This is a genomic window from Rhodococcus sp. MS13 (assembly GCF_013277835.1).
GTDB classification, from domain to species: domain Bacteria; phylum Actinomycetota; class Actinomycetes; order Mycobacteriales; family Mycobacteriaceae; genus Rhodococcus_F; species Rhodococcus_F erythropolis.
Genome location: NZ_VBTL01000011.1, coordinates 658,455 through 669,593 on the forward strand (window position 1 = coordinate 658,455; position 11,139 = coordinate 669,593).

At 62.1% G+C, this 11,139-nt stretch carries 1 protein-coding gene; it reads left to right on the forward strand.

The genetic code is table 11. The features are described from left to right. Positions 1-160: 160 nt before the first annotated feature. A partial coding sequence (locus FEZ59_RS24880) for an amino acid adenylation domain-containing protein (protein ID WP_346343248.1) occupies positions 161-11,139 on the forward strand: 10,979 nt, incomplete at its 3' end.

Consider the following 11,139-nt stretch of genomic DNA (forward strand, 5'->3'; position numbering starts at 1 on the left):
AAAACCGTCGATACACCGGGGTATGGATTTCTCTTGTCACCTATGTATCGGAGACAATGGGTGGTTCTGGCTCGTCGAGGTTGGATGAGGTCGGTAGCTGCTGCGAATCGGACGTTCGGCTCGCACGGGTGCGCAATGGTGTGGAAGAGAGGCTGTGGGCGTGAATTCGCTGGGTAACGGAGAACTGGGGAGCGGCAAGCCGGAGGTCGGCAGCTCGCCGGAAGACGTTCAGCGATCAGACGCATTCCCACTTTCGGCGGCCCAGCTCGGTATGTGGTTCGCGCAGCACCTTGATCCCGCAGTACCGGTCAACATCGCCCAGTACGTCGAACTCCGTGGTGCTCTGGAGCTTGACGCCCTTCGCCAGGCCTGTGCAGACGCCGGTCGCGAAATCGGGTCGGCCTTCGTGCGGATCTTCGAGATCGATGCCCAGCCGTACCAGATCATCGACCCCACACTCGATGATTCAGTCGGTTACGTCGATCTTCGTAGTGAAGACGACTCGCACGACGCCGCCATGCGGTGGATGCGAGCAGATCGCAGCCGGCCGATCGACATGCTTACGGACCGACTGATCTCTGCCACGATCCTGCGCCTCGGCGAGAACCGCTACTACTGGTACACGCGGGTCCACCACACAATTCTCGACGGTTTCGGTGCGTCGACGTTCGTCACTCGTGTGGCGGAGCTGTACTCGGCGCGCGTGGAGGGCCGGGATCCGGAGCCGAGTGAGGCCTCCGATCTCCGGAACGTCTACGAGGTGGACAACAAGTACCGCCAGTCGAGTCGTTTCGAAACCGATCGCAAGTACTGGGCAGACAAGATCGAGAATCTCGACGAGATCTCGAGCCTCGCGGGTCGAAGTGCCGCGCCTGCTCCAGTCAGTCGGATCGACAGTGCAGCGCTGTCCAACCATGTCGAGGCGCTGCTCGGGCGCTTCCTCGAGCGCGTGGAGAAGACCACTGTTGCCGGAACCGTAGTCGCGGCGTTTGCGGCATACCTCGCTCAGATGACCGGACGAGAGGACGTGTCGTTGAGCCTGCCCGTCTCCGGTCGAACGACAGCCGTGCTGCGTCGATCCGGTGGCATGGTCTCCAACGTCGTCCCACTACGCCTGACCGTTACTGCGGACACCACCGTCCAGGAGCTTCTGGACGATGTCAGGAACGAAATGTCCGGCGCTCTGCGTCACCAGCGGTACCGACACGAGGACATGGTTCGCGGGGGTGACGGACCGGGTCGGGGCGGATTCTTCGGTCCCTGGATCAACATCATGATGTTTTCCACCGAGTTGGCGTTCGGGCCCCTCGTCGGCGAGCTTCACATCCTGTCCACGGGTTTGATCGAAGACCTCGGTGTCAACCTGTACCAGAGCGTCGGCGACACCCGTACGCACATCGATTTCGAGTCGAATCCCAATCTGTACGCGCCCGCGGACGCCCAGCGAAATCACTCGCGGTTCGTGGAGTTTCTCGAGAAGTTCGTCTCGGCCGAAACGAGCCGCAAGGTCTGGGATCTTCCTGTCGCAACCGACGAGGAGCGAAACAAGGTTGCCTTGTGGAACCGCACCGGCTTCCACGTTGCCTCGCAGACCATCACCGAAGCATTCGAGCGTCAGGTCGAGAGAACTCCCGATGCCACCGCTGTCGTTTTCGAAGGCGCCAGCCTCACATACGCCGAATTCGACTCTCGCGCAAATGGTTTGGCTCGTCAACTCATCGCCATGGGTGTTGGGCCCGAATCGCTTGTAGGACTGTCGATCCGCAGGTCTTTGGACTTGATGGTCGGTCTGTACGCGATTGCCAAGGCCGGCGGAGCCTGGGTGCCGGTGGATCCCGACCACCCAGCGGAACGCACCGCCTACATTCTCGAGTCGGCGCAGCCCACGTGTGTTGTGACCACTGCGCGGGACGACGTGGATCTGCCCTCGGGCACACGGGTCATCGAGATCGACACGCTGGACTATGGGCAGCTCGACAGCAGGCCGATCGTCAACGCAGATCGCCTGTCTCCCTTGCATTTCTCGAACACTGCCTACGTGATCTACACCTCGGGTTCGACCGGTCGACCCAAGGGTGTCGCGGTCACTCACGCGGCGATCAACAATCAGCTTCAGTGGATGAACGCCGAGTACGGGCTTTCGGCGTCGGACATCTACCTGCAGAAGACCGCTACGACATTCGACGTGTCCCTGTGGGGATTCTTCATGCCGTTGCAGGTCGGCGCCACGCTCGTCGTCGCGACTCCGGACGGTCATCGAGACCCGATCTACGTGGCGAACAAGATCGCGGAGCTCGGCGTCACGATCACCGACTTCGTGCCATCCATGCTCACGCTGTTCACTGCGAATGCACCTGCCGGATCTTGTGATTCGTTGCGCCACGTGTTCGTCATCGGCGAGGCGCTCCCGCCCGAGACGTCTTCCGCCTTCCGCGAACTCTGTGGAGCCGGACTGCACAACCTGTACGGTCCGACCGAAGCCGCGGTGTCGGTCACGTACTACGAGGCCGTGGCCACGGATACTACTTCCGTGCCGATCGGTATGCCGCAGTGGAACACTCAGGCGCACGTACTGGACGGACAACTTCGCCCGACCCCCATCGGGCAGCCGGGTGAGCTCTATCTCGCCGGCGTTCAACTCGCGCGCGGATACGTTGGTCGACCGGACCTGAGCTCGGATCGGTTCGTAGCCAATCCGTACGGCACGGCCGGTGAGCGTATGTACCGGACCGGCGACCTCGTCCGCCGCCGTGAGGACGGAAACCTCGACTACATCGGGCGTACCGACTTCCAGGTGAAGTTCCGTGGGCAGCGCATCGAGCTCGGCGAAATCGAGACCGTCCTTCTGGCACACCCCGACGTTTCCCAGGCTGTTGTCTTGGTGACCGTCACCCCGACCGGTGATCAATTGGTCGGCTACGTCGTGCCGGGCCCGGGCCGAAACATCGATGCTGCGGTGCTCAGTGAGTTCGCCGGTCGAAGCCTCCCTTCGTACATGGTTCCGGCCGCGTTGATGGTGCTCGATGCGTTGCCGCTCAACACGAGTGGCAAATTGGATCGTGCCGGGTTGCCCGAGCCGGTGTTCGCGAGTGCGAAGCAGTACCGCGAGCCCCGCACCGAAATCGAGCGGGTTGTCGCTGACGTCTTTGCCGACGTTCTCGGTGTCGAGCGCGTCGGTATCGACGACGACTTCTTCGAACTCGGTGGAAACTCGCTGGTTGCAACACAATTGGTGACCCGCGTGGGTTCCGCCCTGGGAGTGCAACTCGGCGTTCGAGAGCTTTTCGAGTCCACCACGGTCGCTACCTTGGCGGCCCGCGCCGAGTCTGTGGCGGGTAACGCCAGGCAGCTCACTCCGCTGATCGCCAAGCCTCGTCCCCAGGTTGTCCCGCTCTCGCTTGCACAGCAGCGCATGTGGTTCATCAACCGTCTCGATCCGTCGACGCCCGCGTACAACCTTCCGTTCACGGTCCGGCTCACCGGGTCGGTGGACCCGTCCGCCCTGCATGCCGCGGTGATGGATCTTCTCGAGCGACACGAGTCCTTGCGGACGATCTACCCTGATGTCGACGGAACCGCGCAACAGCTGGTTCTGCCGGTCGACCGGGCTGCAGTGGAGTTGAACCCGGTCAAGATTCGGAATTCGCATCTCGACGCGGCCCTGTTCGACGTGGCGTCTCGCGGCTTCGACGTGACGCTCGAAATCCCGGTACGGGTCGCCCTCTTCGAGGTGTCTCCGACGGATTACGTCCTGGTGATGGTTCTCCATCACATCGCTGCAGACGGACTGTCGTTCCGTCCGCTCGCACGTGACCTTCTCGTCGCATACTCGGCGCGAAGTGAGAAGTCTGCGCCGGCGTGGACGCCGCTGCCGATTCAGTACGCCGACTACGCCCTGTGGCAGCGCGAAGCACTGGGATCCGACGAAGACCCGCGCTCGGAGTCGTCTCGCCAGATCAACTTCTGGCGCCGGGCACTTGCCGATTTGCCGGATCAGTTGGATCTGCCGACCGACCGACCTCGTCCTGCCATCGCGTCCAATCACGGTGCCAAGCACCATTTTCAGATCAGCGAACGCACGACGCGCAAGTTGAACGAGTTGGCGCGCTCGAGGAGCGTCTCGCTGTTCATGGTGTTGCAGGCGGCATATGCAACGCTGTTGAGCCGGCTCAGTGGTACCTCCGACATCGCGATCGGTGCCCCGATCGGCGGGCGAGGCGATCAAGCACTCAACGACGTGATCGGCATGTTCGTGAACACCCTGGTGCTTCGCACCGAGGTCGATCCGAACGAACGATTCGAAGAGTTGCTCGCTCGGGTAAGGGAATCGGGCTTGTCTGCCTACGGGCATGCCGATGTGCCGTTCGAGCGGTTGGTCGAAGTTCTGAGTCCGGCGCGTTCGCAGGCTCGTCACCCGCTGTTCCAGGTTGCGCTCACTGCGGAGATCAGTGGACGACGCGAACTGGAATTCTCAGGTGTCAAAGCAGTTGCAGCTGAACTGGAAGTACCGGTCGCCAAATTCGATCTCGAGCTCATGGTGTCCGAGAATCCTGAAAGCAGCGAAGACTCGGACGTCTTGAGCGCCACCTTCACCTATGCCACGGACCTGTTCGATCCGGCCACGGTGAACACTTTCGCTACTCGATTCGTGCGCATCCTCGATGCCGTGGCTACCCGACCTGAAACGATCGTCGGCGATATCGACCTGCTCTCACGCTCCGAGCGCACCGATCTGACGGTCGTAGCCGCGGATTACACGATGCCCCGGCAGAGTCTCGTCGACATCTTCCTGTCCGGCACGGCTGAGGCGGATTCGGTTGCTGTGCGCTTCGAGGGTCGATCGATCACCTACCGCGAGCTCGATGAGCAGTCGTCGAAGCTCGCACGGGTTCTGATCGGACGTGGCGCCGGCCCCGAGACCATTGTTGCTCTCGCCTTTCCTCGCTCGTACGAGATGGTCTGTGCAGTATGGGCGGTGGCGAAGTCAGGGGCGGCATACGTCCCAGTCGACCCGAGCTATCCGGAAGATCGTGTTCGGCACATGCTGGCCGATTCTTCGGCCGCGATCGGACTCACGTCGGGACAGTTCGTAGATCAGCTTCCTGCGGTCACAGAATGGTTGGTCCTTGACGGCCAGGCGCTGAACGGAGAACTGTCGACGCAATCTTCAGCGCCGGTCACGGACGAGGACCGAATCGCTCCGATTCACAGTTCTCACGTTGCATATGTCATTTACACATCCGGTTCCACGGGAAAACCGAAGGGTGTCAGCGTCACTCACGGTGGTCTCCGTGGGGTCAGAGACGCAGCACAGCGTCGCTACGAGGTAGAACAGTCCTCACGCTTCCTCCATATCTGTTCGCCGAGCTTCGACCCGTCGGTACTCGAATGGATGGTCGCCTTCTCTGCGGGTGCAACTTTGGTGATCGTTCCGTCGACAATTATCGTTGGACACGAGTTGTCGGATCTTCTTCATTCCGAGAAGGTCACACACGCGATCATCACTCCCGCAGTACTCGGGACCATGGAGCCGGCAGAGCTGCCTGAATTGCGAGTCGTCTCCGTCGGCGGTGACGTGACCACTCCCGAGTTGCTGGCGAAATGGGCCCCAGGGCGCGCCTACTTCAATGGATACGGTCCGACCGAGACCACGATCATCTCGTCGTTCGGCGATCTCGCGATCGGCCGATCGATCGACATCGGGCGTCCCGTCGAGGGCATGTCGGCACTGGTACTCGACGAGCGTCTGCATCCTGTTCCAGTCGGTACCAGGGGAGAGCTCTACTTTGCGGGCGCTGCATTGGCTCGCGGCTACCACGAGCGGCGAGGTCTTTCTGCGGAACGGTTTGTTGCCAACCCGTATTCGCCGGATGGCGAGCGAATGTACCGGACCGGCGATGTCGTGCGCTGGACCGGCGGAGACGCGCGCGGTGACGCGGGGGTTCTCGAATACGTCGGCCGCAGTGACTTCCAGGTCAAGGTTCGCGGATTCCGTATCGAACTCGGTGAGATCGACGCAGTTCTGTCCTCGCACGAGTCTGTGCGCTTCGCGGTGACGGTCGGAAGCGAAGGCGCGGCGGGTGTCACAACCCTCGTTTCCTACGTCGAACCGGCTGACGGGTCGAGTTTCGATCGGGACGTGCTCGCCTCGTTCGTGGCGGAGGCTCTGCCGAGCTACATGGTTCCGTCCGTCATCATGGAACTCGCTGAGGTTCCGTTGACCCCGGTGGGCAAATTGGATCGCCGGGCTTTGCCGGAGCCTGTTTTCGAGGTCCGCGAGTTTCGTGCACCCACTACGCCGGTGGAAGAGATTGTCGCGCAGGTGATTGCGGATGTTCTCGGAGTGGAACGAGTCGGCCTCGACGACGACTTCTTTGAACTCGGTGGCAACTCCCTGGTGGCTACTCAGGTCACCTCCCGATTGGGGCGGGCGCTCGACACGACGGTGCCGGTGCGAACGCTATTCGACGTTTCCACCGTCGAGGCGCTCGCCGCACACATCGAGTCGCACGTAGGTAGCGGCGGGCAGAAGGCGCTCGTCGCACAGGTGCGTCCCGCGGAAATTCCGTTGTCGCTGGCGCAGCAGCGCATGTGGTTCCTGAACCGCTTCGACACCGACTCGGCTGCTTACAACATCACTTTTGCTCTGCACTTGACTGGTCATCTCGATACTGCCGCGATGGAAACTGCGCTCGAGGACGTACTGGACCGGCATGAAGTGCTCCGAACGGTATATCCGGACGGGGCTTCCGGACCGAAGCAGTCGATTCTGTCGCTTTCGGAGGCGTTCGGCGGACTGACCGTGGAGTCGGTTTCGGATCAGGATGAGCTCGAAAGTCGAGTCGCTGCAATCGGATCCTCAGCGATCGACGTCACCGTCGACGTGCCGATCCGTGTCCGCCTGTTGACGGTCAGCGACACCGAGCACACCCTCGCGATCGTGGTTCATCACATCGCCGCTGACGGTTGGTCGATGGCGCCCCTGGCACGCGATGTCATGATTGCCTACTCGGCACGCAAGGATGGGACCGCGCCGGCGTGGCAGCCGTTGACTGTGCAGTACGCCGACTATTCGTTGTGGCAGCGTGAGGTTCTGGGGTCGGAAGACGACTCGGAATCACTCATCTCGCAGCAGATCTCGTACTGGACCGAGACTCTGGTAGACCTACCGGATGTGATCGAGCTTCCGTCGGACCGGTCTCGGCCTGATGTGGCGTCGATGCGCGGCGAGCGATTCGCGTTCGAGATCTCCGGGGATGTGCACCGTCGATTGGACGCGCTGGCACGGGAGAACAACGCAACGCTCTTCATGGCGTTGCACTCGGCGCTTGCCGTTCTGATGGCCCGACTGAGCGGGACCTCGGACATCGCCGTGGGCACCCCCGTTGCCGGTCGCGGCGACGAGGCGCTCGACGATCTCGTCGGTATGTTCGTCAACACGCTTGTTCTGCGCACCGAGGTCGACCAGGCCCAGGCATTCACGGATCTGCTCGCTGCAGCGAGTGATTCTGCGCTCGGAGCGTTCGCTCACTCGGACGTGCCCTTCGAGCGGTTGGTGGACGTCTTGGCTCCCGCCCGGTCGCAGGCCAGACATCCGCTGTTCCAGGTTGTGCTGTCCTTGCAGAATCTCGCGCAAACGGCATTGGAACTGCCGGGACTGGCGATCAAGGCCGCCGAAATCGACACGACCACTGCCAAGTTCGACCTCGAACTCGCAGTAACCGAGTCGATCGGCGAAGACGGGATCCAGCAAGGGCTCTCGGCCGAATTCACTTTTGCTGCAGATCTGTTCGACGTCTCGACGGTCGAGGGGTTTGCTCGGCGTCTGGTTCGTATCCTCGAGACTGTCGTGTCGGTTCCTTCGATTGTCGTCGGTGACATCGATATTCTCGATGCGGCCGAGCGGGGTGTGCTGGCCGATGTTCATGGAGGTCAGTCGGTCTCGGGAACCCTGGTCGAGATTCTCACAGCGGCGGCCGCTGTGGATCCGTCGGCGGATGCGATTCGCTTCGACGGTGAGTCGATCAGCTACCGCGAACTCGACGAGCGGTCGTCGCGACTCGCTCGTGTTCTGATTGCGAAGGGTGTCGGGCCGGAGGATCGGGTCGCGATCGCGATTCCGCGTTCGGCCGATTCGGTTCTCGCTCTGTGGGCAGTGGCGAAAACGGGTGCTGCGTTCGTGCCCGTCGACCCGGCGTATCCGGTTGACCGTATCGCCCACATGATCTCCGATTCCGGTGCGGTGCTGGGTCTTGCGCTCAGTGACGTCGAGGCAGGATTGCCGTCGGCGTTGACGTGGGTTGTTCTCGACGACGAGAAGACAGTGGCGGCGTGCGCGGCAGAATCTTGCGCGCCGGTGAGTGATTCGGATCGACGTAGTGCGATCGACGAGCGGCAGCCTGCGTACGTCATCTACACGTCCGGCACCACAGGTCTGCCCAAGGGCGTTGTGGTCACCAACGCCGGTGTGGCGAATTTCTGTGCCGAGCAGGTCGAGCGCTATGCGCTGACCGCGGATGCTCGGACGCTGCATTTCGCCTCGCCGAGTTTCGATGCGTCTGTCCTCGAGTTGCTGATGGCATTCGGATCCGCGTCGACGATGGTGATTGCGCCGACGACGGTGTACGGCGGCGCGGAACTGGCCGAGATCTTGCGCTCGGAGGGCGTGACGCATGCGTTCGTGACGCCCGCTGCGCTGGCATCAGTGGATCCGAGCGGGCTTGACGCGTTGCGGGTGGTTGTCGTCGGTGGCGAAGCCAGTTCGCGGTCTCTCGTTGCCAAGTGGGCGGTGCCGCTTCCGGATGGCGGTGTGCGTGGATTCTTCAATGCGTACGGTCCGACGGAGTCGACAGTCGCCTCGAACATCAGCGATACGCTGACCGCGTTTGATCGTATGAACATCGGCGGCCCGATTCGAGGTATGGCCGCGCGGATCTTGGACGGCCGCTTGCAGCCTGTGCCGGTTGGTGTCGCAGGTGAGTTGTACGTGTCGGGTGTTCAGGTCGCTCGTGGATACCTGGGACAGCCGGCATTGACGGCGGGTCGTTTTGTCGCAGACCCGTTCGGGGCGCCGGGAGAGCGGTTGTACCGCACGGGTGACGTGGTCCGGTGGATCGACGGTGGCGCGGTGGAGTACGTGGGCCGCAGCGACTTCCAGGTCAAGATCCGTGGGTTCCGTATCGAACTCGGCGAAATCGAGGCCGCACTGACCCGATGCGCGGGCGTTGCGCAAGCTGTTGCTCTTGTACGCTCCGACGATCACTTCGGCGATCGCCTCGTTGCATACGTGGTGCCACAGGCCGGCGCCGAGGTGGATCCCGCACAGGTCATCGAGTCGGTGTCGACGTTCCTCACCGGCTACATGGTTCCCGACTCGGTCCTGGTGCTCGATTCGATTCCGTTGACCACCGCGGGCAAGACGGACATCAAAGCTCTGCCATCGCCCGTGTTCGAGTCGAAGGTGTATCAGGCGCCGATCACGACCGTCGAAGAGACTGTCGCGCAGGTGTTCTCCGAAGTTCTCGGAGTCGCACAGGTTGGCCGCGACGACGACTTCTTCGAGCTCGGAGGCAACTCGCTGATCGCGACCCGTGTCGCCGCACGGCTGGGGGAGGCGCTTGACACAAGCGTTCCGGTTCGTGCGCTCTTCGAAGCGTCGACCGTGCAGTCACTCGCCCTCCGGCTCGAGCTGCACGCCGGTTCGGGTGCCACGGCCCCACTGATCCCGCAGTCCCGGCCCGCTCGGATCCCACTTTCGTTGGCGCAGCAGCGCATGTGGTTCCTGAACAGGTTCGAACCCGCGTCGGCAGTGAACAACGTTCCGGCGGCGATCAGGATTTCGGGCGCCCTCGATGTGGCAGCTCTCAACGCTGCCGTGATCGATGTCGTGGGCCGACACGAATCACTGCGGACGCTGTATCCGGACGTCGACGGCGTCGGGTACCAGGAAATCCGTGACGTTCGAGACGTTGTTGTCGATCTCAGCCCCGTGTCGATCACGGAAGATCGCCTGGCTGCAGGCGTCGCAGAGCTGGCGACGGTCGGCTTCGACGTGACGTCTGAAGTCCCGTTGCGCGCCAAGCTCTTCAAAGTCGGCGACAGCGAATACGTCCTGGTGTTCGTGGTGCATCACATCTCGACCGACGGTTTCTCGATGGGCCCGTTGACCCGCGACGTGATGGTTGCCTACGAAGCACGTACACGAGCGTCCGTGCCGGCTTGGACGCCGTTGCCGGTGCAGTACGCCGATTACTCGTTGTGGCAGCGTGAGGTTCTCGGGTTCGAGGAGGATCCGCAGTCCGTGATCGCGAAGCAGATTGCGTTCTGGTCGGGTGCGTTGGCTGATCTTCCGGAGCAGTTGGATCTGCCTGGTGATCGTCCGCGTCCCGAGGTCGCTTCAGGGCGCGGAGCCGAGGTCGAGTTCGATATCGACGCCACTCTGCACGGAGCTGTCAATTCGATTGCGCACAGCAGTAACTCGACACCGTTCATGGTTGTTCACGCAGCGCTCGCCGTCGTACTTTCTCGTTTGTCCGCAACGACCGACATCGCGATCGGTACACCGATCGCGGGTCGCGGTGAGGCGCAGCTCGACGATCTGATCGGTATGTTCGTCAACACTTTGGTGTTGCGTACCGAGGTTGATCCGTCGATGTCGTTCGCGGATCTGTTGGCTTCGGCGCGTGAAGTGGATCTGCAGGCGTTCGCGCATGCGGATGTTCCGTTCGAGCGTGTGGTGGAGGTTCTCGATCCGGTTCGTTCGCAGGCTCGTCATCCGCTGTTTCAGGTGGCGTTGACGTTCCAGAACCACGAACAGACAACGCTCGAACTGGGCGACCTCGAAGTGTCGATCGAAAGTGCCGATCTTGCGTTGGCGAAATTCGACCTCCAGTTGACCCTGACCGAACGAACCGACGAGGCCGGCGCACCCGCCGGAATGTCCGCCTCTTTGACGTATGCGACGGATCTGTTCGACGAGTCGACCGTTGTGGAATTCGGTGATCGGCTGGTACGGACCTTCCGTGCGGTGACTGCTGATCCCACCGTAGCGGTGGGTGACGTTGACATCTTGGCCGATGGTGAACGAAACCTGCTGTCCCGCTTCAGTGCTGGCCAGATCGATCGTGGTGTGGATTCGAC